The organism is Nostoc sp. ChiSLP03a, from assembly GCF_034531215.2.
Lineage (GTDB): Bacteria > Cyanobacteriota > Cyanobacteriia > Cyanobacteriales > Nostocaceae > Nostoc.
The window spans coordinates 39260-64141 of sequence record NZ_JAVRBQ020000153.1 but is presented as its reverse complement, the minus strand read 5'-3'; the positions used below and the strand labels follow the sequence as shown (position 1 = coordinate 64141).

General features: G+C 39.7%; 19 protein-coding genes and 1 pseudogene. 10 read left to right on the top strand and 10 right to left on the bottom strand.

All coding sequences use genetic code 11. The features are described from left to right. Positions 1-35: 35 nt before the first annotated feature. On the bottom strand, positions 36-752 hold the full coding sequence (locus RMY32_RS25990) for a chromosome partitioning protein ParB (RefSeq protein WP_322710793.1): 717 nt from the start codon (positions 750-752) through the stop codon (positions 36-38). Further along, positions 749-2133: pseudogene (locus RMY32_RS25985) on the bottom strand (ParA family protein). Before RMY32_RS25985 ends, RMY32_RS25990 begins: the two are co-directional and overlap by 4 nt. Before the next feature lie 259 nt (positions 2134-2392). Between RMY32_RS25985 and RMY32_RS25980 the strand changes: the two are divergent. Next, positions 2393-2764, top strand: a complete 372-nt coding sequence (locus RMY32_RS25980) for a zinc ribbon domain-containing protein (RefSeq protein ID WP_322710791.1) — start codon at positions 2393-2395, stop codon at positions 2762-2764. Positions 2765-3176: 412 nt separating this feature from the next. On the opposite strand, the gene nblS is transcribed toward RMY32_RS25980, so the two are convergent. Then, positions 3177-5123 carry a two-component system sensor histidine kinase NblS gene (nblS, locus tag RMY32_RS25975; RefSeq protein WP_322710790.1) on the bottom strand — a complete coding sequence of 649 codons (1947 nt, stop codon included), beginning with the start codon at positions 5121-5123 and terminating at the stop codon, positions 3177-3179. Positions 5124-5262: 139 nt separating this feature from the next. After that, positions 5263-6540: a phosphoribosylamine--glycine ligase gene (purD, locus tag RMY32_RS25970; protein WP_322710789.1), complete on the bottom strand. Its 1278-nt coding sequence runs from the start codon at positions 6538-6540 to the stop codon at positions 5263-5265. A 703-nt stretch (positions 6541-7243) separates the two neighbouring features. Here purD and RMY32_RS25965 point away from each other — a divergent pair. Beyond that, positions 7244-8203: an NAD-dependent epimerase/dehydratase family protein gene (locus RMY32_RS25965; RefSeq protein ID WP_322710788.1), complete on the top strand. Its 960-nt coding sequence runs from the start codon at positions 7244-7246 to the stop codon at positions 8201-8203. Positions 8204-8323: 120 nt separating this feature from the next. Here RMY32_RS25965 and RMY32_RS25960 read toward each other — a convergent pair whose 3' ends face one another. After that, the gene (locus RMY32_RS25960) at positions 8324-8707 is read right to left on the bottom strand and encodes a hypothetical protein (protein WP_322710787.1); all 384 of its coding nucleotides are present in this window, start codon (positions 8705-8707) and stop codon (positions 8324-8326) included. 832 nt (positions 8708-9539) lie between these two features. On the opposite strand from RMY32_RS25960, the gene RMY32_RS25955 reads away from it, so the two are divergent. From RMY32_RS25955 to RMY32_RS25940, 4 genes are all read left to right on the top strand, one after another. Beyond that, positions 9540-9776, top strand: a complete 237-nt coding sequence (locus RMY32_RS25955) for a hypothetical protein (RefSeq protein ID WP_322710785.1) — start codon at positions 9540-9542, stop codon at positions 9774-9776. A gap of 349 nt (positions 9777-10125) precedes the next feature. Continuing rightward, entirely contained in the window at positions 10126-10251 is a 126-nt protein-coding gene (locus RMY32_RS25950) for a hypothetical protein (protein WP_322710784.1), read from the top strand. 67 nt (positions 10252-10318) lie between these two features. Further along, positions 10319-11374, top strand: a complete 1056-nt coding sequence (locus RMY32_RS25945) for a hypothetical protein (protein ID WP_322710783.1) — start codon at positions 10319-10321, stop codon at positions 11372-11374. 63 nt (positions 11375-11437) lie between these two features. Further along, positions 11438-11830, top strand: coding sequence for a hypothetical protein (locus tag RMY32_RS25940; RefSeq protein ID WP_322710782.1), 393 nt, complete (start codon positions 11438-11440; stop codon positions 11828-11830). A gap of 171 nt (positions 11831-12001) precedes the next feature. Here the strand turns inward: RMY32_RS25940 and RMY32_RS25935 are convergent, their stop codons facing one another. Then, the gene (locus tag RMY32_RS25935; protein WP_322710781.1) at positions 12002-15934 is read right to left on the bottom strand and encodes a DUF2157 domain-containing protein; all 3933 of its coding nucleotides are present in this window, start codon (positions 15932-15934) and stop codon (positions 12002-12004) included. Positions 15935-16122: 188 nt separating this feature from the next. Next, positions 16123-17736: a glycosyltransferase family 39 protein gene (locus tag RMY32_RS25930; RefSeq protein ID WP_322710780.1), complete on the bottom strand. Its 1614-nt coding sequence runs from the start codon at positions 17734-17736 to the stop codon at positions 16123-16125. 985 nt (positions 17737-18721) lie between these two features. Between RMY32_RS25930 and RMY32_RS25925 the strand changes: the two genes are divergently transcribed. Continuing rightward, positions 18722-19690 carry a TauD/TfdA dioxygenase family protein gene (locus tag RMY32_RS25925; RefSeq protein ID WP_322710779.1) on the top strand — a complete coding sequence of 323 codons (969 nt, stop codon included), beginning with the start codon at positions 18722-18724 and terminating at the stop codon, positions 19688-19690. A 160-nt stretch (positions 19691-19850) separates the two neighbouring features. Next, positions 19851-20660: a molybdate ABC transporter substrate-binding protein gene (gene modA / locus RMY32_RS25920; RefSeq protein ID WP_322710778.1), complete on the top strand. Its 810-nt coding sequence runs from the start codon at positions 19851-19853 to the stop codon at positions 20658-20660. A 282-nt stretch (positions 20661-20942) separates the two neighbouring features. Here the strand turns inward: modA and RMY32_RS25915 are convergent, their stop codons facing one another. From RMY32_RS25915 to RMY32_RS25905, 3 genes are all read right to left on the bottom strand, one after another. Further along, positions 20943-21500, bottom strand: coding sequence for a peroxiredoxin (locus RMY32_RS25915; RefSeq protein WP_322710777.1), 558 nt, complete (start codon positions 21498-21500; stop codon positions 20943-20945). Positions 21501-21557: 57 nt separating this feature from the next. Then, positions 21558-21800: a regulatory protein SipA gene (sipA, locus tag RMY32_RS25910; protein WP_322682666.1), complete on the bottom strand. Its 243-nt coding sequence runs from the start codon at positions 21798-21800 to the stop codon at positions 21558-21560. Between the two features lie 205 nt (positions 21801-22005). After that, complete coding sequence (locus tag RMY32_RS25905) at positions 22006-22518, bottom strand: P pilus assembly/Cpx signaling pathway, periplasmic inhibitor/zinc-resistance associated protein (protein WP_322710776.1); 513 nt, start codon at positions 22516-22518, stop codon at positions 22006-22008. Between the two features lie 361 nt (positions 22519-22879). On the opposite strand from RMY32_RS25905, the gene RMY32_RS25900 reads away from it, so the two are divergent. Further along, a complete protein-coding gene (locus tag RMY32_RS25900) occupies positions 22880-24145 on the top strand; it encodes a sensor histidine kinase (protein ID WP_322710775.1) in 1266 nt (421 codons plus the stop codon). After that, the gene (locus RMY32_RS25895) at positions 24145-24807 is read left to right on the top strand and encodes a response regulator transcription factor (protein ID WP_322710774.1); all 663 of its coding nucleotides are present in this window, start codon (positions 24145-24147) and stop codon (positions 24805-24807) included. Before RMY32_RS25900 ends, RMY32_RS25895 begins: the two co-directional genes overlap by 1 nt. The last annotated feature ends 75 nt before the right edge of the window (positions 24808-24882 follow it).

Genomic DNA, 24882 nt, shown 5'->3' with positions numbered 1-24882 from the left:
GTTTTTACACCGCGAATAACTTATTTAAATAACTACTAACTTCTTGACCACTCATCAATAATAGTCAAAATTGTTTTATCACCCAAGTTTTTAACAGATTTTACTACATCGCGGTAATCTTCAAACTTTTGCTTCGGTTTCTTACTTCGAGCATCAAATATGCCCTTTGCAAGTTTTTCAGCCCCAGGAATCCTAGAGCGTTGTAACTTTATAGATAACTCGTCTTTATCCAAAGTGTTCAATAAACTAAGCGGATTACTCTGTTCGCTCTTTTGAGGAATAAGGTTTTCAAGTTGTTTAAACTGACTATCTATTCTCTGTCTTTCTTGTAAAAATTCTGACTTAAACTCATTAAGTTGCTTCTCAAGACGTAATTCTAAATTTGCCAGACGTGGTTCTAATTTTGTTGTTTCAGGCTGTGGTGGTATTATTTTACCAGAAGAATCAATTCCTTTGAGAGATGCAACTTGCTTTACTACTAAATCCTCTAATTTTGGAGCAATGACAAAAGCATTAACCATTTCGCCTTGTCGAGGATTTTTTTCTCTTGCTCTGACAGCAGCATAATATTCAAAATGTCCATCAACTACCGTATAGTTCTCTACTCCTGTCATTTTTACAACTAATGGTCTGATAATCCCTCCAGTTTCTATAATTATATCTGCGAGGTTTTCCAAATCAGCCTCTAAAAAATTTGATCGAGGTTCATTAGAAGTAATACTTTTTACATCTACTAAAGAAAAATTCATCATTTATTTAACCCTACTCCTATTAATACTTCATCTGCTAAAATGTCAAATTCCATAGCAGATTTTGAGCATCTGATTTTACTTCTTCTGCATATTTAACAACAGATTTTGGATCGGGATATTCTAAATCTCCAACTGTTATAGTCTGATTCATACATTCAGATAGTACGGTTCTATCATAAATTACTGCTTCCATCAAAGGCAGATTATAACGATCTGAAATCACACTCCTTTGTTTAGGAAAAGTATATTGTAAAAATTTAGAATTGGTAGAGATTTTTGAAGCCAGGATACCCATTAATATAATGTGTGGTTTTCCTATCATTTCTCTAAATTCATTAACTTCTATAATAAAGTTTTTGACACTTAACAATCCTTGGTTTGCAAATGGCTTTAAATCTGAAGGAATTATCAAGTAATCAGCAGCGACAAGTGCGACTTTAGCATATAAATCCCTGGATGGAGGTGTATCAATAATAACAATGTCATATTCTTGCTCTACTTTTTTTAATTTCGTAACTAACCTAGTCTTACTAGCATCAATTTGATTAAGTTTATATTGTCCTTCTATTAAGTTAATATGTGCAGGAATAACATCTAATTCAGGATTGTTAAAATAATGTGACTTTTTGGTTACATCAGGTATTAAGTAAAAGTCACCTGATTCTAATAAATGATAAATATTAGAATCTCGTAAATCATCATCTTCATCAAATTGAAATTTAATTAATCCTGTAGCAAAAGTAGTATTTGCTTGGGAATCTATATCAATTAAAAGTACCCTTTTACCTTTTTTACTCAACGCTGCTGCAAGATTAACTGCAACAGTAGTCTTACCAACTCCGCCTTTGTTATGGTAGATTGCGATTGTTTTCATTGAATGTTGCCTCTTTATTTGCAAATTTAAATTATTTTCAGTTATTTGAATTTTTGGTTTATCTAGTAACAGTACTTCTTTGAGACTCTCTCTACCAATTAAATCTTTAATTTTATCTAACTTAATTTCAACTTCTTTGCCAGAACATTGAAATATTAACTGAATATCAGTCTGTAATTTTTGATAAATTTTAATTTCTTTGCCGTTAGTCAACAAACCATACCTGACATTCAAGCTGGTTAAATAATGCCTGAGTCGGGGAACATGATGATTTAAGTTTTGTTTGGGATGCTTTGCCTCCATGACGACACTCAACGGCGAATTGGCATCTAAGACAAAGGGAATCACTTGTGCAGCAAATGCTAAGAAATCTAAGCGGATGCTACCAATGGCAACTTCTTGATGCCAGGTGTCAGGAGTATAACCTAGCTGTGGTAGCAAATATTGCACTATGAGTTTGCTTTCAACTTCGCTTTCGTTACGGCATAGCTCAGGATTAAAAGGCAATATTTTTCTACCTCTAAATAATTATTGGACTTGGGACAAAACCTGATATTTGCTAGATTATGGCATAGCCTTAATTATGTTGAGTGATATAAATCACTTACTCAAATCTAAAAAATCATCACAAAAATAGTACGTCTGCTGATAAAATAACCAATTTTGAGAGATAGCCATATTCAAAATTAACAGGCTACGTATGTATTTCCCCATTATCCCTGTAAATGGCTAGAATCAAAGTGTTTACCTATTGGCGCTAAAGGTTTTGGCTACTGTATCTTGTCCCCACTGCCATCAACTTGTTGATAGTCAAGCTATTAGTTGTCCCTATTGTCGGACTACACTCAAAGCTTACGGTCATCCCGGTATTCCATTGCACCGCGCCGCTGGGGATGGGTATCTGTGCGACACCTGCACCTATCACGCTGATGATACTTGTAATTTTCCTAAACGTCCCTATGCCAAAGACTGTACCCTCTACCAAAATATTGAAGAGGCAAAATTAGAGTTTGAACAGCAGCGTTACACTAACAGTTTTGCTGTAACTGTGAAAAGTTGGGTAGAACGCAATCAGGCTTTGCTGTTACTTTTGGGTTTATTATTGGTATGTTTGTTGTTCGTGATATTAAGGTCTTGATTTGGGTTTTCTAAAGAGTTGAGAATATAACGCTTCTGTGTTGAGTCTAATACAGAACTAAAGAGGGGAGCATCTCACTTTTGCAAAAGTGAAATGCTCCCCTTTTATACGACGTGCCTTTAACAGTTGACCTTCATCGGCACTCAAAATGATGTTTTGCTAAAGTTATATCAACAAGTGTGCAAACAGTTAGTGCAGCAGTTCTAGATTCAAAGGGGAGCAATGCGATTTTGTGAGACGATCCACCTAGAGAGCGATCGCTAATCAACTCTTATGTATAAATTGAATAAAGTGTGGCAATTTCTTCAAAAGCTTCATCCAAAATTGCCACTATCGGGAATGGTCAAAAATAACAAACCATACTCAATCCTTAATCTTCAGGTTGTGATGATTTTGGATGCTTTGGCAATTTTCAAACTGTGGTGATTTTGGATGTTTCCACAATAGGTTCAACTTGTATCGGTGGGACTTTTTCTTCAAAGATGGCTAAGTCAAACCAAAAAGTGGTGCCAATGCCGACTTCACTCACTAGATAGACTTTACTACGATGTCTGTCGATGATATTTCTAACAATCGACAAACCTAAACCCGTACCTTCTAGGGTGTGAACTCGGTTTTCTACGCGGAAAAAGCGTTCAAAAATTGAGTGTTGATCTTCTGTGGCGATGCCAATTCCAGTATCGGAAATTTCAATCCGCACTGGTGCAGATTCGCTGTGGCTGGGGTTGAAATCTAGTTGGTAGGCGCGGATTGCTACTTTACCACCGGCTTTGGTGAATTTAAGCGCATTACCAATCAGGTTGCCAAACACTTGTACTAATAGATCGTAATTACCTAATACTAGCGGCAAATTAGGGGCAACTTCCTGAACAAGTTCAACACCTTTATCTTTGGCATTGAGTTGGTAAGTACGCAGGGTTTGCTCGATCGCTTGGGCTAAATCTACGCCATCAAAGCTGTAGTTGCGACCAGATTCGAGTTTTGATAAATCCAAAACATCGTTAACTAGGCGAGTTAGGCGATCGGTTTCATGGTTGACTGTTTGCAGAAACTCTTGCCGTTCTTGTAAATCTAAGTCTTCGCCGTAGTCGTGCAGGGTTTCAATATAAGTTTTAATGTTAAATAGAGGCGTTCGCAGTTCGTGAGAAACGTTGCTGATAAATTGACTTTTTGCCTCGTTTAGTTCGACTTCACGGGTTATATCTTGAATAGTAATCGCAATACCTTTGATGCTTTCTCTTTGCAGATTGAGTACTGTAGTCAAGAGAATACGGATCGTTCGTGGGGTGGGTTGGTTAATAAAAATTCGGAATTCGGCGCTTTCGCATTCGCCTGCTGCCATTTCGTACAAGGGACGGGTGATTTCGATTTGTACTGATGCTGGCAAGTGATGCAAGACATTGCAACCGACTACATTAGCGGCTTCCCAGCCAAAAATTCGCTCTGCTGTGGGGTTGACTAAAATCACCTGCATGTTGTTATCGATCAACACAGCACCATCTGCGATCGTGGAAACTAAAGTTTCTAGCTTGGCTTTTTCTGCGGTTAGTTCTTCAATGTTCTGTTCTTCATAGCGCTCTAATCGCTCTGCCATCTCATTAAAGCTGAAAATTAATTCTCCTAGTTCGCCGCCTAAAGGTAAATTAATCCGCTGCTTAAAATTCCCGGTAGCAATTTGCTTTACCCCCACCAGTAGTTCTTTAATCGGCTTGGTGATGGTTAAGGCGTTAATCACTCCTGCCAAAATCACCATTACCCAAATTGTGATAAAAACGGCAATGGTGACATCGCGGGTAAAATTGGTGGAAATAACAGCGGTCTGATTGGGGTTGAACCCGATCGCTAATACACCTAAGTATTTTTTATTGACAATCAGGGGAATAAATACATCGGTGACTGTCCCATCTGGGGTTGTGTGTTGCCGCACCATCGGCTTTTCCCCATCACCAGGGTAATCTTCTGGCAGTTGTATCCGCCGTTTAATGGTAAGGGAATTTTCTACCTCGGCTTCCCAAAAAGGAATGCCAAAAAAGATTTCCCCGTTTTCATCAGCGTAGAGCATATAACGCACGCTAGAGGTGCTGCTATAGAAACGTTGGGAAAATCGGGCAACTTCCGTGAGATTATTGTCAGCGACCAAGGGGGCAACGTTGGCAGCAAGCAGCAGCCCTAAATCACGACCAAAGCGGGTATCATTCATCCGCGCATCCTGCTGGATTGTATTTACAGCCCAAAAGGTTAAACCACTCATCACCAACGAAACTACCATTGTGGCCACAGCCAGCAGTTTTGTCTGGAGAGTGAACTCCGACCACCAACTTGCGATCGCATCTCGAATTGATTTGAACAGACTTAGCATCTTAAATAAAGTTGTTAGTAGTCTTTGTTATAAAGCCCAACAACTAAAAAATTAACAGTTAATTTGACAAATATGTTAGGGAAAGAGGGAATGGGGCATTGGGCATGGTGAATAACTCCCAACTCCCAACTACTAACTCCTAACTCCTAACTCTATAACCAATATCTCTCCGGTAATACATCCTTTGAAACTGGATATGTTTGATACTAGCGTAGGCTTGAGCGATCGCTTGCTCAAAATTTTCTCCGATTCCGGTCACATTTAATACTCGACCCCCATCTGTGACTATTTCTTGTTGCTGGTTTAATTTCGTACCTGCATGAAATACAGTTGCTCCTGCTGCTTCTGCCTGCTCAATGCCAGTAATCACCTGGCCCTTTTGATATTCTCCTGGATAACCACCGGAAGCGGCAACGACAGTAGCAGATGCTCCTTCTTTCCAAGCAATGGGCGGCAATTCACTTAAGCGCTGCTGTACGCAAGCTAGAATCAACTCTTCTAGGGGTGTTTCTAACAGTGGCAAAATCACCTGGGTTTCGGGATCGCCAAAGCGACAGTTAAATTCCAAAACCTTCAAATTCCCATCGGGTGCAATCATTAACCCAGCATACAGCACGCCTCGGTAATCAATGCCTTTAGCTCTTAAGGTGGCGATCGCTTTTTCTAATACTTCTGTTTGAATGCGTGCCATCAACTCTGGTGTAGCAATGGGTGCTGGGCTGTATGCTCCCATCCCGCCAGTATTTTCGCCTGTATCGCCGTCCCCAATCCGCTTATGATCTTGGGCTGGCAACAAGGGTCTAATTGTTAATCCATCAGTCAATGCTAAAACTGATACTTCTTGCCCAATCAAACATTCTTCAATGACGACAAATTCACCAGCACTGCCAAATTGCCCTTGAAAAATTGCATCAATGGCACTTTCTGCCTGTGCAACTGTTTCAGCCACCGTTACACCCTTACCAGCCGCCAAGCCATCAGCTTTCACAACAATGGGCGCTCCCTGAGATTGGACGTAAGATTTTGCTGCTGCAGCTTCCGTAAATACCGCAGCCCGTGCCGTCGGAATTCTTGCTTCTTGCATCAAGGCTTTTGCCCAAGCTTTACTCGCTTCAATTTGCGCTCCGGCTCTGACTGGGCCAAATACCATCAATCCTTTATCTTGGAGGTAATCTGTGATTCCCTTAGATAGGGGGACTTCTGGGCCAACTATTACCAGAGTTATGCCATGTTCTAGAGCATATCGGCTCATCCCCTCAAAATCATCTACTGCTAAGGGCAAGTTTTGGCAACGTTCCATACTTGCCGTGCCCCCATTCCCTGGTACACAGATAACTTGCTCAATTTGCTTAGATTGCAACAGTTTCCACGCCAGAGCGTGTTCGCGCCCTCCATTACCGACAACTAAAACTTTCACTGATTTCCTCGTGCGTTCCTTGCAAAATGAGAATACCTGATTCGACTCTCGCGGATCAATTTTTTCATCAATTCTCACACTTGTGCAAGTTTCTGATGATTTATTATACCTTTTGTAAAAGTCCCTAAGATTCCACTCCCCTTAATCCCCCCGATATATTGAGCTACGGTGTACACACAAACCCTGGATTTACCCCCCTTATAAAGGGGGGAAATAAGAAATCTTGTTCCCTCCCCTTTACAAGGGGAGGGTTAGAGGTTGTTTGAAAAGTGTTTCGCTGTGACTTTAGGCACTTTAGATCCCCCCTAACCCCCCTTAAAAGGGGAGGAGCCGGAGTCAAAGTCCCCCTTTTTAAGGGGGATTTAGGGGTATCTAAAACTTTTTATACCGACAAGAGGACTTTTCAAACATCCTCTTAGGGTGGGGTAAACTTTGGTTAATCAGCTATTTTAGTTATTGAATTCCAACTGCATTTGTTTTAAAAATTAAATTTCACTAATTAGTAAAATTTTAGTTTTTATTATTAGTAATTACTCCATCAAATTCATAACACATTTTTAGCATAAATATATTATTTTAATTATCTTTTCTGCTGATATCATTCAACCTATTTATCAAATAATCTTCAATTAATAACCGATTTTTGATTATAATTATTAACTTGTGAATATCGCGGTTAATCAGGATACAAAAAATCGGCAACATGGCTAAAATTATCGTTACTGGAGTCGCAGGCTTTATTGGTTCTCAGCTTGCAGAAACATTGCTACAACAAGGAAACGAAGTAATCGGGATTGATGAATTTAATGATTATTACGATCCGATGTTAAAACGAAACAATGTTGCACACTTGTATCGTTTACCTAGTTTTGCATTAATTGAAGGAGATATGCAGTTTTTAGATTGGCAGAAACTCCTAAAAGATGTTGATGTAGTTTACCATCAAGCGGCACAAGCAGGAGTCAGAGCAAGTTGGGGTAAAGCTTTTCGAGGCTATACAGAACGAAATGTTAACGCTACACAAGTTTTGCTGGAAGCAGCTAAGGATGCTAAAGACCTAAAAAGATTAGTGTTTGCCTCTTCATCTAGTGTATATGGTGATGCAGAAACATTACCTACCCACGAGAAAATTTGTCCTCAACCGGTTTCTCCTTACGGCATTACCAAGCTAGCAGCAGAGTTTTTGTGTGAATTGTATTACAAAAACTTTGGTGTGCCCTGTGTGACATTGCGCTATTTTACAGTTTATGGCCCCAAACAGCGCCCAGATATGGCATTTCATAAATTTTTTCAATCCATTTTGCACGATGAGGCGATTCCTATTTACGGCGATGGCCAGCAAACGCGGGAGTTTACCTTTGTTAGTGATATTGTCGCCGCTAATTTAGCCGCCGCTACCGCATCCCAAGCAGTGGGAGAAATCTTTAATATCGGTGGTGGGAGTAGGGTGGTTTTAGCAGAAGTTTTAAATACGATTGAAGAAATTGTTGGGAAGCCAATCAAAAGAAACCACATTGAAAAAGCGATGGGAGACGCGCGCCACACGGCTGCTGATGTATCTAAAGCACAGAAAATTCTCCGATATCAACCGCAAGTCTCTCTAAAAGAGGGTTTGACGCAGGAATGGGAGTGGGTGAAATCTTTGTATTCCCTATCTTCCTAATTTTCCTGATTCTCTTTATCTGTTTAACCGTTTTGTCCTTATAGCAAGGGACTGGGGACTGGGGACTGGGGACTGGGTGAAAAGCCTTTTTGTGTCTAAGTTTTATCGTCTGTTGATGTCCTAACCACCTTGACTGTTGCTATAACTGGTAGTCAAAACAACACCTTGGCGTGTAGCACGCTTGCGATCGCTTTTACGAGTACCCCCAGCCATCTGATACTCATGGCTATTATTACCATATTTATGAGCAACACCACGCAAAATTTTCTCAGAATAGTCTGCTAAATCCTGTTCATTTTCGACGAGCTGGGTTAGTAAGACATCAATAGTAGAGAGGGTGGTATTGTATGCTTCTAGAGATTGCCGCACCATTTCGATTTTTTCAGTGTAATCTTTGACTGTTAACCCCTCTCCAACATCGAGAGTTTGACTAATATATTTAACGCTTGCTAGACGTAGTTCAGCTTTGCCAAGAGTACGTGAATTGCGTTTTCGCCTTCCCATAATTAATACTCATTTTGTCAATTTCTTATAACTCTATAGTGGACAATTATTGAAAAGGTTGTCATACGTGGAATTGTTGATTTTTCTGAAAAAGCCCAAAATTTATTTTCTTTATACTAATTCGTAATTAATAATTCTGAATTACCAATTACAAATTGACATAACATCAAAGCGGAAGTTGCTACAGCTTGCGCAAAACACGGAAACGTGAAAGCGGAAGTTGCTACAGCTTGCGCAAAACACGGAAACGTGAAAGCAGAAGTTGCTACAGCTTGCGCAAAACACGGAAACGTGAAAGCGGAAGTTCTTACAGGGAAGGCGGAAGCTGCTACAAACTGCGCAAAACACCGAAACGTCAACCCTGGAGCAATATTTTTTGATGTATAGCCGTAGCCACATAGGTTAGGACATTTTGAAAACCTCAAGGCTAGGAATAGTAATACTTTCACCTCCTGCCTCCTGCCTCCTGCCTTCTGCCTCCTGCTATATTAGGGACTTGCAACAGATAAATTATCCAATCTTGCAGGGATTGTCCAAGATTTTGCACAAATCGATCGCGATCGCCGCTTTTGTAGTGTGCATTAACAAAGTATAAGGACTTCCCTTGAAAGGGAGGTAGAAGAAGGCGTAAAAGCATTCTCGTGTTTGAGATTGGTTTCATAAAAGGCATCGAGTTCAAAAAAAATCTCTAACGCAATCGCAAAATTCCGAAATTGACTAATTGGGGAGTGGAGAAGGAAATAACAGCGATTTTACTAATATCGCAACGGTAAGTAAAAACACATTCGAGAGTTGTGTCAATTAATCCTAATATTATCCTTCTGGAGGCTCTATGAATTTTCTAATTCCGAATGAAAATAGCAAACCCAATCCCAGTCCTAACAGTACTAACCCAATTGAAAGCAGAATTATGGCAATGACTAGTAAAGAAAATTTACAGCAAGAATTAGACTCAGTTCGTGCTAATTACCAAAAATGGCAAGGCGATCAAACTGCAATAATAACGCAAACTAGGCTGGCGCAAATTATTCATCTCCGTGCTAATCAGATAGGAATTCAACTAACGTAATCAACTAGAGGATGTTTGAAAAGTCTGCTAAGGTATAATTTTGCCCTGATAATTAGCCTCAACTGCAATGGTAAATCAAGGTTTTAATCCTATATTCAGATGCCTAGATGTACTAATTATCATCTCAAACGACCCTTTTCAAACAACCTCTTATGCATATGTCAAACAAATTTGCTTTTTCCTATTCACAAATAGCAGTGTTTTGCTTCCGGTAAGCTTATGGTATTAACGTTCACCTCCAAAGTTAAGAATAACGCGAACAATCATTAGTTTATAAAAAAGGCTTTTTGTCAAACCGTCGTTGTATTTACAGTAATTGCAACGCTAACAACAGGGTGTCGCTCAACTGATGAATACAAAAAATTTGCCAAAGCAGGAAATGAATATGCCAATGCAGTTGATAAATTACTTGATGCTGCCAGTGAAAGATATCGAGTTTAGAAAAAAATCTCTAATGCGATCGCAAAATTCCTAAATTGACTAATTGGGGAGTTTAGAAGGAAATAACAGCGATTTTCCCAATAGTGCGAGGGTAAGTAAAAATGTTCAAAAAAAAATCTTTAATCAGTATCGTTATTCCTGCCGCTGTTTTGTTAGCAAGTTGTGGAGCTAATTTTCAGTCTGTAGAAAACTTTAGCAAGACTAGAAAAATAGTTGAACAAGCTTCTAATGATTTTGCTGAAGATATTTATCAATCTTGTTTACGACGTACTAGATATGTCAACTTAGTTGCCAATAATGGGATCTCTACTCGCAATACTCTGCGAGAGAGTTGTGAAACAACTGAGCGACCTGATTCTGAGAAGTTCAAAAGTGCAGTAAGTATTTTAATTAACTACATGGAGGCTCTAGGCGCTATAGCAAGCGGAAAAGACTTATCTTTAGATAACTCAATAGAGAACTTAGGACAAAGTATCAAAGATTTCTCCATTCGCGGCGAAAAACCAAATGCGAATGTAGTGGAGGGAGGCAGTCAAATCCTCAAAGTATTATCTGATTTAGTGACCAAAAAGATTCGAGGGAATGCTCTCCAAAAAGCGATTGTTTGTACCAATGAGCCTATCCATAAATATGTGACTGGTAATTCAGTTCCAGCAACCGATCAAAATGGTTTTGATCTTTATGAACCTGCGACAGGAGGCTTAACATTTATTGTAGAAGACAACTATATTAAAGGAACTTTACGCATAGAAGCAGATGCAATTAATAATTACTATGAAGATTATTTTCTTATTTTAAATAAGCTAGATGCTCCAAAAATTAATCAAAGTAATTATCAACTATTTGTTGATCAAATTACAGTAGGTGACAGGTTAACAGCAGACTACAATAAATCTCTGGAAATAGTGGCTGAGAAAGAACAAGCAGCTAGGGCTTATAATCAAATTCTTTTGAATACGGTCGGAACTCATAATAAACTAAGAAAAGAATTTGAAGAAGGAGTGAAACCCCAAGATATTGAAAGATTATGTCAGGTGAATGCTAAAGTTTCATTCAAGAAAATAGATGATGAAAAAATGAAACGTATTCAAAAAATTCTTAATGAATACGTCGCCTCAGTTAAACCTTTAGTAGAGCAAGTTGATCGGGCTTTCTAACTAAGTTTTATCTAATCGTCTCCAATCGCCAACTCATTATTTAAAAAAGGGGAGTTATTGTTTATGTCCTTGAGTAAGCAGATAATAGATCTACAGTCCACTCTTCACGAAAGAGCAAAAGAGCTTTGCAAAGCTGAAATAATTAAGCCTAGTCAATTGACTTCAATTAGTAATGACTGTCAAACAATTTTGAACCTTGCTAAAAAGATTAATAGTATAGAACTTAATGACCGTTTCACCGAGATGGAGAAAGCAGCCGAAGAAATAAAAAATGCTACTGATTCTCTTGATAAAGCGGCTGCAAAAATTCAAGATGCCCAGAAGTTTTTTGAGATTTTAAGTCCCCTAATCCAATTAGTGCAAGCTGTTCCAAGCGCCATTACAAACAGCAGTGTAGCTACCATCGGCAATCTAGCTAAACAACTTAGAGGTATTGGTGATCAGCTTAATACCTAAAGTAAAAGTGCAATATTGAGTGTAATATAGGGGTTCTGCATCAAACTTTACGTCTTTGTTGCTGCCTCTTGTCAAGGTACTGGAGGCGGAGCCTCGCAGAATGGATTAAGAGCCTTTAGGCTCTTAACCAGTCAGGGCAAGGGCTATATCTTTTCGTAGTGCCATTCTCTACTATTCCCATGATTGAAATTCATCGATAGCGCTACGAATTAAGGAAGTTATTTGAGCGCGACGGGTTTCAAAATTAGCGGCGATGTAAATCAGTAAAATGCCAACTAACAAGCCAACAACCCATTTTAAAAAGGAGTACTGCAAGCTGAAAATTACCGATTGATAGATTGTCGTAATTAAAAAAGTGGCTGTACCAATGTAGAGAAAAGCGCGCACTCGTAAAGCTAATCCAGCAAAAATAGCGATGAGACTAAAAACACCCGGAATCCAAGCTGTATTTTGATTAAATAAAATTGCCCACCCACAAATTAAGCCACTCCCTAGCACTCTCAGAAGATGACGAGATGTTTTGTACTCTGGTAGCTTCAGTTGGGTATCCACTTGAGCAATATAAAGCAGCGATAACCCAATTGGTGCTACATACCATAAAGCATCAGTCAGGTGTAAAGAATCAAACCAACGGTAAAGTGCCCAATCAATCAACGCCACACTAATATAGGTGAAACGGATGTTTTCACCTACTTTTGCTAAGAAGATGTAAAATCCAGCTGCGATTATCAAGGTTATGGGGTAAGTTTGCAGTCTGGTTTCCCATAAAATTATCAGTGGTGTGATGTATGCAGCTTGTTGCCAAGGTCTTTTAGACCAACCCCAACTTTCCCAAGGTAGGATGTACAAAAAGTAGGCTACCACACAAGCGATCGCACCATTCCAAGGAACTAATGGCCCAGCCCAAAATCGCCCTACTGCTGTCTCTCGCCAATAAATCCTCATCCCGGCTACCTCTAATAAACCAAGGTAAACCCACATCTCGGCGATTGTAATTCTTCCTAAGATCCTGGGGGAAGTGGGTGAATTTCGTCCCTGAAAGACGGCGTAGCGAATCAAAAATACTCCCGTTCCCAATCCCACCAAACGGTTAACTGCAATGGGAACAGGAATGGCAGCCATTAATAAACAGCTACTCCAAACCCAGTGAATATGAGCAATTCTTTTCAATTCTTGAGGAGTTAGGTGTAAGTAGCTGACTAGCCTTGGCGATAAAATGCGGTAAGCATACATGATACTCGCGCCAAGGGCAGACATGGCAATTAATCCATCACCTAATGCTCCTCCTGAAGCTTGTGACATTTGATAGAACAAAAGTTCATAAGCAGAAATTGATACGCCAATGATTCCTAAATACAGCAAGGGTTTGAAGCTCTCGTGCCGTCGCCCTACGCCAATAATAATTAAAGCTACACCCAAGGAATACAAACCTGTCCACTCGGTGAAGGTGTTCAAACGCAGCAATACACTAAATGCACCATAAATTAATGGCAAAATATGCAGACTGCTAGGAAACCTTTCTAATTGATGTTGTCGCCGCCACCACTCGCCGACAAGTTGAGTAATTAAACCCAAGGCGATGTTTGCAATTGCAATTCTCACAATTGAACGTTCCCCCAACCCTAACCCTTGGGCAATCAACAATTCCAAACACCAACCAGTACCATAAAATGCCCAATTTGTCGGTTCGCGCCAACTGCGATAAACAATGGCTGCCAAGGTAATTACAGTGGCAATTAAGAACAGAAATCCTGAAGTCGTAAACCCTTGGTAAATCAACACTGAGTGCAGCGTCAAACTGAATAATTCAATGCTGCATAAAGCGATCGCCCATTTATCGCTAGCGGCTGCATAGATAACTGCTAATTCGTTACCGCGTCGGTTGAAAACTGTCCGCGCTAACCATAGACTGAGAGTTGCGATCGCTCCGACAACAAACCAACCAGCTACCGCTAGCCGAGGTAAACCAGGTACACCCGTCCACAGCAGCACGCCAATGAAACTTAAAACAAATCCTTTTGTAATTACCGCAGATACTTGGTTGCGCAAATAGCGGGTATTTACAAACATCAATCCAGCACCTACAGCCAAACCGATTAATCTGATTCCTGGTAGTTGTAAAGTTAGTAACTGGGCAATTATTACAGCCAAGACACTCAAGTAACGGCTAGTAAGCCGTCGCTCTATAATTGCGGCATTGGCAACACCCGTCAGAGCTAAAGGCGTAACTAGCCATAAAACTCCCCAATCAGATCGCTCGTCAGTGATGCCATACCAAGATGATTCTGAATTCATCCACAACAGGAAAAAACTCGCTGCGGCTAATCCTAAACCGATATCCCATGCGCTACGTTGCCATAGTCCTTCCTGCAAGCTAAATCGCCATTCTGCAACCATGAGAGCCAATAAAATACTTGCCCAGCATTGTTGAGTCAGGCTGGGGAATAACCAATTAATCGTAAAGCAAAATGTCAGCACTCCCATGATATGAGTTAGGTATACCAGGGGAAGGGATGAGGGGGAGCGGCGTTGAGTAACAAATGCCAGAGTGGCGGTAGAAAATAGCAGATTTAGCGATCGCAATGGAGGATTTACAAGAGCGATCGTTGTTAAAAAAGCTCCAAATAACAGGGTAAGCAGTTCGCCAAATTTAGCTAATTCTCGTTTTTGGCGGCGATACAAATTATCTGTAAGCGCCACCATCAAAATTACGTAGGGAAATAAAACTATACCCAGTAGCGCCCAAGGTTCATTTTGAGAATTGGTGAGTTGGGTAGTAGTGGCGATCGCTAATTTCTGTAAGTTATCAGGTACTAATCGCCAACCTAGCAAAATCGTCTCTAAGCCGATGACAAAAGCCCCTGCAAAGTCTCGCTTTAAACTGTAACGCCACAAGCGACTCCCCACAAACCACAAACCCAAACTACTGACAGCTATTGCTTGCCAAGGATAATTTACTACCGATACCACCCAACCCAAAAAGAGTAAAACGCCCCCAAGTCTTTCCCAGAGTAAGAGGGATGAAGGAGACAAGGGAGACAAGGGGGACAAGGGAGACGAGGAGGATATTAATGTTACTTCCTCTGCTCCCCTGCTCCTCTGCTCTGCTAACCAAGTCATCAACCAGCCGCAAATGCCAATAGCTAACCCCAACAGTGCGACATCTACCTTGGTAACAAAAATTGCCCGCACCAACAATACTATTAAAGAATAAATAATTACAGCAGCAGGTAAACTAATACTTAACCTACGGCGATCGTCGCTGACAGTACGAGGCTGTTGGAAAAGATTGTAATAAACAGTAATGATAGTTGTGGCGATCGTTGCCAGATAAACAGCAATTAAGGGAAATCCTGGAAACTGCCAACCCCAATGCAGATAACTCAGCCCTAGAATATTTATCAGAGGTAATTTGCCAGTATGTAAATTGGTAAAAATAGTTCGATTTTTGGAGAGTAGAACAGTTATAGCAGTCAGGGTAGGACAGGCGATCGCAACTACAATCCAATCCACAGGATTTTGCCACAATTTAAAGCTATCCATTGCCCAAAAATTCACTGGCACCAACAAAAGAGTGGCAATCAGCAATGTCTGAGCCGTCAATCTGAGGTTATTTTGCCTAGTTGCCCAAAAGCTTAATCCCCAAAAACTCAAAGTATAAGCAAATAAAACCCCGTACTGTCCAGCAGCCGGAAACCTCGCCCATTGACTAGCAGCCAGTACCCCAGAGGATACAACTACCAAAAAAACCCCTAGAAAAAGTAGCCAACGCACACTCAGTTCTGCCCCCAAGGACTGCAACATTGTGCCGATGAAGTTGGGTTTAGCTGGTTTTTGTTGTGGTTGTTTACCGCTACTAGATTGTAAAGCTGCTACAGGCAACTGCTGCACGGGGTCGGAAGTTGCAAATACTACCTTTGTGTGAGCTTCAGCCTGGGGTTGCAACACCACCGCACACACCAGAAACTCTCTACATAACTGCCTGACTTGGGCATCAGATATCAAACCTAAACGCAACCATATATCCAGTCCTTCCAATAAGTGAGGATGGGAAGATGGCAGTCTGATTTCAATTTTTAGCGGGCGCTCAAGGGGCGATGACATAAGCGGCAGCAGTACAAGTATATACTTAAATTATTTGTTTAATTAAAGTATATTTTTGCTCTAACTGTGCAACTTATCAGGCTAATTGATATTAATTTTTAACCGCCAAGCGAGATTCAAATGCCAACTAGCTGCTTTTAGTTTCCACTTGCAGTCTCTCAAGCGGTAGATGTGCCCGTATCCTTAGTTTAATTAGCTTTTGTTATTTTCCAGAGAAAGTGGTCTACCTGCTGTAACTTTGAGTTATAAACTTTTTCAATTCCAGCTTTTAAGAAATCAGATGGCTCGAACAAGAATAAAAATATGTCACTAAAGCCATTAGTAATCTCTGGTAACTGATTTTTTCCTACAATTTGGAATTGCACTTTTGGCTCGATTAAGTTACTAAGTACTTGTAGTGGTGGAATGATGTTATCCTCATCACTAATTAAAAGCGGTTTCTTAGCTTGATTAATAATATGAGCAATGTGAGGATATTCTTGGTATTTTTCAGGGAATTGGTTCCACCAAATCTGCGGTTGAGAGTGAACCATACAAGATACAACCCCGCCTATAACTAGCATAAATGCTACAAGTGACCAAAACTTTTTTTGCCAAGCTTTAGTAGAAATAGACGTAATCTTAGTGGTAAATAGGTAAGCAACAGCTAACTGTATCCCTAAAACAGAAGGAAGCGTATATCGACTAGTAGCATATCGTCTTAAAAAGACGAAATCTATTATCAGTAAGGGAAGCCCTACTGATGCAATCAAGGTTAAAACAAATAACCAAACTTTTTTAGAGGTTCTTCGACATAAAAAATAGATTGAGTAGCCGATTATAAATAAAAGAATCAAAATAAAAGGAATTAAGAACAACTTAAGTTTTCCAGGCTCGTTAGGACTAATACCTAAATCAAGAAACGCACGACTAAAGATACCAGCCCACCTTGCAGCTGATATAAATACTGTTTGTTTAATATTCGCCCAAGTGACTGCTTCTGGCTGAGGATTGGTAATAATAATCCAAATCCAAGGTACAAAAGTCATAAAACCCGCAAGCGATGATAGCAGGTAAGAAATTAATGTTTTACTCAATCGGAAGCGTTCGATTGTAACTACATAAATTCCTTGTGCAAAAGCAACCAAGGTAAAAAATAGATGAGTATAAAACCCTATTGATAATGTTGCTGCATAAATAAACCAATTAACATTTGTTTTCAGGCGCATAGCTCGCAGCAGGGCTACGCTCGATATTAAAATGGCTACTATTGCTAAACTATACGATCGCGCTTCTTGTGCATACACGATATGAATAGGTGAAACAGCTACCAACCCGATGGCTATCCACCCTACTAGTGAAGACTCAAATAATTCTTGACATAGCCAATAAAGACAAGGAAAGGTAAGCAGACTAATAAATGCCGAAAAACTTCTGATCGCTGCTATCGAATTGCCAAAGTACTCTACCCAAAACCGGGTCATCAAGATGTATAGTGGCAAAATCTGGGAGTCTTCTACAATAACTCCTTTAATTGTATCAATTGCATTTTTTTCAGAATTAGGATACTGGTATTTATGTAAATCTTCTATGCCAATCAAACGACCATTACCTAATTGCTTCTTCATTTCTGACTGCGTATAGCCAGATATGCGTAATGAGGATAAAACTTCATCACCCCAATAAATTTTTTTATCAATATTAACGAAGCGAAAAAATACACCTATTACTAATAAAATTATAATTAAAAAACGTAACCAATATTTAGAAATAGTCCATTTATGTGATATCTGCGTTTTCTTTTGTGGTAATTCCTTTTTCATGTAGTTTTCGATCTCCTCAAGGTCTTAATCAACCTTGGTAAAAAATCAACTGATAATTTTTTATTAGCCTGTTTTAATGAAAAAAGCAAATTAGTATCTCTGAATACAAGAGTAGATTAACATTAAAATTTATCTAATTTACGAATTAAATACAAGGTCTTATTTTTTATTAACCAGTATCAAAGTAAGAATTCAGCACCCAGGAGCGGAGCCGGAGATGCTCCGCCTCCGGTCAGGAGCCAGAATTTATCATGAATCTAGAATAATTGGTATATTTAGTCATCAAATGTTTTCCTGATTCTTTAACTATTTAGTCCTTCTGAATTCTTACGTATCAAATTGTCTATAAACATTTTAATTAAAACTTTTTTACTTCATATAATTATTTAAATATTGATTTTGCAGTTTTTTACAACACGTAATTATAATAATTGTTTCTTTGTCATCCTACAGTATAAATTAATCAAGAAATCAAATACTTGTGTGAAAAATAAAAAGATTTAATAAACTTTATATGAAATAACTACAAGTACACCTGTGAGTAGCAAATAACATAGAGACACTAAGTAAGCTAAACCACATCTAGTTTGCATATCTAAAATTTATATCACTCTTGTGAGGTGTGCATCCTGCCCGCCCTAATTATGCAAGTTTATTTGTGGCACAGCTTAAGTCGGCGAGAAAAAAAGCAATGTATATGAAGAAATATAAATATTAATTATTAACCCCGACTTACTGATTTCTGAGAAGCTTTTTAATATCTGTGTTCCGAATTTTTACTTACCCTTTACCGGACTAAATCGACCATTGTTACAGCAGTCTAAAATACGGTAAGTATATACTACGATAAGTCGATCAATTTATAGTAATATGTTAAAATTGCGATCGCTTCCTTTGGTATGTAGCCATTAAGCGCAAGCAACATATCTCAAGTAAACGGACGAGTGCGAACACCGCCCGATCAATCAAACTATGGAGAATTGAGATGAGCAACAAACACATTGAAGTCAAACAGATAGCAGGTTTCATCGGTGCCGAAATCAGCGGCGTAGACTTGTCACGTCCTTTGCACGATGATGCAGTCAAAGAAATTCGTCAAGCACTATTGAAATGGAAAGTCGTGTTCTTTCGCGGTCAAAACATCGATCATGCGGCACAGATTGCATTCACGGCTCGTTTTGGCGAAGTGACTTACGCACATCCCCACGAAGACGAGCCGATTGAAGGCTTCTCAGAAATCTTGCCCATTGACCGTAGCCGTTACGAGCGGCGCAATGGTCTGCGTCGTTCCAGCTATGAGAGCCGTTGGCACACCGATGTTACAGCAGTTGTCAACCCACCTGCGGCATCAATTTTGCGTGCGGTTAATGTCCCTAGCTTCGGTGGTGACACACAATGGACAAATTTAGTTGCAGCCTATGAGGGTCTGTCAGCACCCCTACGGGCATTAGCAGACACATTAAAGGCCGAACATCGTTTCAATGCGCGTTTGAATTTGCCCAGCAACAGCAAGATTGCCCAGCGCATCGTAGCCAATCCCTTGGTTTCAATCCATCCAGTAGTAAGGGTTCATCCTGAAACTGGTGAACGCGCATTGTACGTCAACCCTGGCTTCACCTCGCACATTCTCGACGTATCACGACAAGAAAGCGACTTGCTGCTTGAGTTGTTCTTCAACCAGATTACCAAGCCCGCCTACACCACCCGCTTCCGCTGGAATAACGGTGACATTGCATTCTGGGATAACCGCGCCACCTCCCATCTGGCCCCTCAAGACTTGGATCACCTGGAAGTCGAGCGCGTTCTCTATCGCACCACGATCACGGGCGATGTTCCAGTTGGGCCCGATGGTTTCCGATCGCAAGTGGTTGAAGGTGAGGCGTTCAACAGCGAACTACCAACTGTATTGAAGAACAAAGCTGAGAAACTAGAAGCAGTATCAGCACTTTCATAAGCTACAGAGCGGTAAACAAGGGCTACGCTCTTCGTAGCCCATACCTACTGAAGCTTTTCTAAGCAGATTTTTACCGATATAGTTGGTTATATATTGGTATCTTTGGTACTATTTTACCTAACATCAATTTTATGGAAGAAACCCTTCAAACGCCTTTTCTATGAAAAGAAGACAAATTTTTGGCTTTTTGGGTATAGCGATCGCTGGCTTGCTGCTAGCAATTGGTTTACCGTTGTTTACTCCTTCTCCTGTAATAGCACAGTCGAACACAAACATACTCGTGTCCGCAGCTGCCAGCTTAAAAGAGGCGCTGGAAGAAATTAAGCCTTTATACCAACAAAGTAAATCAAATATCAATATTAATTATAACTTTGGGGCTTCTGGTGCTTTGCAGCAACAAATTGAGCAAGGTGCGCCAGCGGATATCTTTATTTCTGCTGGCAAAAAGCAAGTGGATGCCTTGGAACAAAAAGGACTGTTGCTACCAGGTAGTCGTACTAACCTAGCAAATAACCGTCTAGTTTTGATTGTGGCTCAGGATGTTGTTGGCATCAATAGCTTCTACAATTTAACAGATAGTAAGATTAAAAAAATTGCGATCGGTGAACCCAGAAGCGTACCCGCCGGTCAATATGGCGAGCAAGTTTTGAAGAAATTGAAACTTTACGATCGCCTCAAGTCGAAATTGGTCTTTGCTAACAATGTGCGTCAAGTTTTAGCAGCAGTAGAAAGTGGTAACGCCGAAGCGGGTTTAGTTTATGCCACTGATGCCAAAATTTCCAACAAGGTAAAAGTCGCAGTTGCTGCTGATGATAAATTTCATTCCCCAATTGTCTATCCGGTAGCAATAATTAAAAGCAGTAAAAATCCTTCTGCTGCCAAAGAATTTGTTCAGTTTCTATCTGGCGGTGAAGTCAAAACTGTACTCAAAAAATATGGTTTTATTGTGCCCGAAGGAAATAAAAAATAATCACACCAATTTGAAAAAAGAATGCGACAGATACATACGGACATACCTTTGTGATGTCTGGCTTTCTTAATTTTGAATTTTGAATTTTGAATTTTGAATTGGTATCACTCTATTTCTTTAGCGATCGCTCTGACAAATTTTAAGAAAGATCCAAGTAATGAATAGCCTTTAAGGGGGAGAATTTAGATGTATGCAAGTTCTTCCAATAGCTAATTTTGAATTAACCGCTTGATTATTGTTAGCCTAAGCCAAGGAGACAAATCCCTAACTTAGGCTACTCATTTAAGAAGCTGTGGACTGTAATTGTTCTAGTCGTGCCAGCACTTCTGAACTGTGAATAGTTGGGTTGACTTTGACAAAAGTCTCGCGCAAGACGCCTTGAGGATCGATGATGAAACTGTGGCGCATAGATAAAAAGCCGAGCCACGAACCGTAAGCTTTGCTCACTGAACCATCAGTGTCAGCCAACAGGGGAAATTTTAGTCCTTCTGAATCACAAAATTTGGCGTGGGAATCAATGTCATCAACACTAACGCCAATTATCTGAGCATTTTTTTCGAGGTATTGGGCTAAGTCTTGCTGAAAACGACGAGCCTCTATAGTACAACCAGAGGTAAAGTCTTTAGGATAAAAATACAGGACTAGCCATTTACCGCGCAAGTCAGAGAGGGAAATTTTGCCATCACCTGTGTTGGTTGGCAAAGTAAACTCAGGTGCGGGTTGATTAATTGCCGGAAGTTTACCACCCATAGCATCAGCAGCAGGGGTAAAATTCAGCCAGCTGATGATAGAAATACAGCTGGCAAATAATATGCTTAAAAAAGTACGGCGGGAAATCATGGTGTAAACCAGAATCACAACTTTACACAAGTTTACAATTCTTGGTTGCGAGAAATCTTATTCTAAGTGAGATTCGGCAGGGGTATCTGTACTTTCGATATATTGACTATCTAGGAGAAAGACACCCCTAGCAAAGCGAATCCCCCAATATCCACCGGGTCTGCGGTCAATGACTATACCTTCTTCGCCCATGTGAATTACATTAGGGGGGCGTAGCATGGGCATAGGTTCAGCAGTTTTGACATAAGCTGGTAGCGCCACAACACGGACTTTACTACCAATTGCGAATTCTTTTGACATTTTAATCAAGCGGAGTTTTGATTAACTCATAACTCAAAACTAGCTTGAAAGTCTACTAAATTAAGCAGGGGAATAAATAGGGAAAGGGAAAGGGGATGAAGTTTTTCCCCTTTCCGCATCTTCTGCAAGAAGTCTATATAATCTATTTTGGGATTGAGATGGGCGAGTACTGCCCACCCCAGAATTATTATTTTTTGAAAGATGATTATTGAGGATTGCCTTGTTGACGGCGTGAAGGAGCATTTTGACGGAATTGCTCTAATTTTTGACGCTGTTCTGCGGTTAAGACTGCTTGAATCTGTTGTTTCTCAGACTCGCGGATTTGTCGCATTTGGGTTTTTTGGGCTTCAGTTAGATTTAAGTCAGCAAAACCACCCTTTCCTCGACGTTGACCGGGTTGCCGTTGATCTGTTTGCCCTTGAGCTTTACGCGCTTGCCATTCAGCTCGCCGTGCTTGTTTCGCTGCCTCTAATTTTGCTTTTTGTTCTGGGGTCAAAACTGCTTCAAATTTGGCGCGGCTATCGCGACGAATCGTCTGAATTTGGGCTTTTTGGGTATCTGTTAGACCCAACTCTTTCCAAGGCCCTCTTTCTTTTTGTGGAGTTTGTGCCAGTAACAAAGGTGAAGGAGAGGCTGTTTGAGCGTGAACAGCAAAGGAGGTTGCAGTTAAAGTGAGAGCGATCGCGGAAGCAACTAGCGATAATGCTTTGAGTTTCATTACTTATCTGGTGGGTTTTTCCTGGTTGGATGCCACCATCATAAGAACTTATCTTCAGCAGTTACATGAGGAGAAAGTCATGGTTTTACCCATGACTTTAGTCATGATTGACAAGAGATAGTTAAGAGGTAGAAGTTAGGAGTTAGGAGTTATAAATTATGAAAATTTTGATTATGATGATTTTATCAGTCATTATTTAGCTGATTACCTAACGGATTTGTTCTTTGAATTTGCTTTTAATTTCTCAATCAAGGAACAAATTATGCGGTGAAAGCATCTGCTAAAATCTTCGGAATTATTCACTTCTAATTCCTAACTTCTAACTCATAACTCATCACTTCTAACTGGAGCAACGCGACTAATGAGTCGTCCAATTGAAATTAAGAAACATCCTTTTCCGTCTCTGCTTTATCTGGAGTGGACATTACTGGCAATCACCGCATTGACAGCTGTTATACCACCTCCGTTACGGCGATTTCGTCCCAAGCCTCTAGAGCTATCAATTTGTGGTGCATTTCCAGACTTGTCAGTTTGTAGTATATTGCCAGAACTATCAATTTATAGTCTGATTATTTTTGCGGCAATGGGCTTAACATTACCCAGAAAGAATCAGACAACTAAGGTAATATATACAGTCATTGAAATTTTATTAATTTTAATCATTGGACTTTTTGGGGAAAGATTTGCTCGGCTTTTTCCTTTTCTATATATAATTTTAGTGACTCGTAGTTGTCTGATTTTTCAGTTAAATGGGCGCTTATTTGTTACAAGTTTGTCATTTGCTTTATTTTTAGTTACTACACAACTAAAATATCAATTATTCAATTTTCAAGCATCGCCGCAGGCACAAGAGCGATATCGATTTTTGATTTTGAATTCGTCGTTAGTATTTGGCTTAAGTTTGGTTTTTGTGTTGTTGATGATGAATGCAGTTTTGTCTGAACGGCAAAGTCGAGAAAAGCTAGCTCTTGCTAACGACAAACTCCGTCAATATGCCATGCAAATTGAAAATCAAGCTACCTTAGAAGAACGTAACCGCATTGCTCGTGAAATTCATGATTCATTAGGACATTCTCTAACTGCTTTAAATCTGCAATTAGAAACTGCTTTAAAACTATGGCAATCTAATCCAGGTAAGGCTGAAACATTTCTTGCAACTGCAAAGGAATTAGGTTCAAAAGCGCTAAAAGATGTTCGTCAGTCTGTTTCTACTATGCGTTCTAATCCATTACAAGAACAATCTTTAGAAGATGCGATCGCTAGTCTTTCAGAAAATTTTTATCGCTTTAATGGGATATTACCAATATATAAAATAAACCTGGAATATTCTCTACCACCTGAAATAAATACTGCGATTTACCGGATTACTCAAGAATCTTTAACTAATATATCTAAATATGCGTATGCCACAGAGGTAAAATTGGAACTCACTACGACTAAAGGCAATTTGCAATTGATAATTCAAGATAATGGTAAAGGTTTTGATGTCGGGCAAAATACAACTGGTTTTGGACTTCATAGTATGCGCGATCGCACTTTAGCACTTGGGGGTCAGTTTAATATTAATAGCGCTCTTGGCTCTGGCTGCAAAATTACAGTTAATATTCCATTAACAAGGTTAACATAATGATTAAAGTCTTGCTGGTAGATGACCAAAGTTTAATTCGCCAAGGATTAAGAGCGTTATTGGAATTAGAACCAGATTTAGAAATAGTTGGAGAAGCAGAAAACGGCGAACAAGCGATTAATTTAGTTGCAGAATTTCAGCCAGATGTCATATTGCTAGATATCAGAATGCCGATTATGGATGGAGTTGCAGCCACAAAGGAGATTCAAAAACGTTTTGCTAAAACTAAGATTTTAGTACTAACGACTTTTGATGATGATGAATATGTGTCAGCAGCTTTAAAGAATGGAGCTATGGGTTATTTATTGAAAGATACACCATCAGAAGAATTAGCTGTTGCTATTCGTGCCGTTCATAAAGGATATACTCACTTAGGCCCAGGTATAGTTAAAAAGCTGTTGACTCAATTTTCTCCTGTTGCACCAACTCATTCGCCGCCTGTACCATCTAATTTAACTGAACTTACCCCTAGAGAAAAAGAGGTTTTACGGTTAATTGCTACAGGCGCTAGTAACCGAGAAATTGCTCAGGGACTCTACATTTCTGAGGGGACGGTGAAAAATCATGTTACGAATATTTTAAACAGGTTGAATCTGCGCGATCGCACTCAAGCAGCGATTTGGGCAAATACATATTTATCGTATTTGAATGAACCTAGTTAAATAATTCGTAATTCGTAATTCGTAATTCGTAATTCGTAATTCGTAATTTTAAGCTCTATAGTAGTTCTATTTTAG